The sequence below is a fragment of the Peribacillus sp. P4_C12 genome (assembly GCF_056402095.1).
The window spans coordinates 1-956 of record NZ_JBFUIB010000951.1 but is presented as its reverse complement, the minus strand read 5'-3'; the positions used below and the strand labels follow the sequence as shown (position 1 = coordinate 956).

Annotated in this window: 2 protein-coding genes; both read left to right on the top strand. The window is 41.8% G+C overall.

Translation table 11 applies throughout. The features are described from left to right. A partial coding sequence (locus AC1DUW_RS30505; protein WP_477644403.1) for an SDR family oxidoreductase occupies nucleotides 1-723 on the top strand: 723 nt, incomplete at its 5' end. Nucleotides 724-754: 31 nt separating this feature from the next. Then, nucleotides 755-956: thiamine pyrophosphate-binding protein (locus AC1DUW_RS30500; protein ID WP_477644402.1), on the top strand; the 202-nt coding region annotated here is incomplete at its 3' end.

Genomic DNA, 956 nt, shown 5'->3' with positions numbered 1-956 from the left:
GCAGAAATGTTTCTAGGTGAAGGTGCAAAAGTAGCTATCTGCGGAAGAAGCAAAGATCGTATGGAAAATGCCCAAAGTCACTTGCTGTCATTTGGGGACAAAGAAGATATTTTTGCATCAACTTGTGATGTTACCTCTAAATCGGATGTGGATTCATTTATTAATGGCACTGCAGAAAAGTTTGGCGGGATCGATATATTGGTGAATGCAGCTGGACAAAGCGTGATGGGTTACTTTTTTGATATTACAGATGAACAGTGGCATGAACAAATTCAATTAAAGTTTTTTGCTATCATATATGCCGTTCGTGCTGCGCATCCACATCTAGTTAAAAGGGGTGGCGGGCGGATTATCAATATTAATGCAACGCTTGCAAAAGAACCTGAGCGTCACATGGTAGCGACGGCAGCAGCACGGGCGGGTCTTTTAAATTTAAGCAAGACACTATCTCAGGAACTAGCCTTTGACAATATTTTGGTGAACTCAGTTAGTCTCGGATTGATACGGACTGATCAATGGGAGCGCAGAAGATTGAAAAACGCACCTGATATGGATCCGGAGGAATATTATGGCGATCTTGCGAAAAAACGGAATATTCCACTTGGCCGTGTAGGTGAGGCGGAAGAAGTCGCTAGTGTTATTGTATTTCTTGCTTCAGATAAAGCTAGTTATGTAGCTRGATCGACGATTGAAACTGCAGGAGCAATCGGTAAAGCGCTTTAATAATATTACTTAAAAAAGGTAGGATAACAATATGAAAAAACAAGAAGAAATAGAGTTTACGACCGCCGATTCCATCGTAAAAGAGCTAGTGCAAGCTGGCGTAGAAGCTGCTTTCGGGATTGTCAGTATTCATAATATGCCTATCTATGATGCGATTCTTAGAGAAGGAAGCATTAAACTCATCTGTTCACGTGGAGAGAGCGGTGCAGTCAATATGGCCGATGGTTATGCAC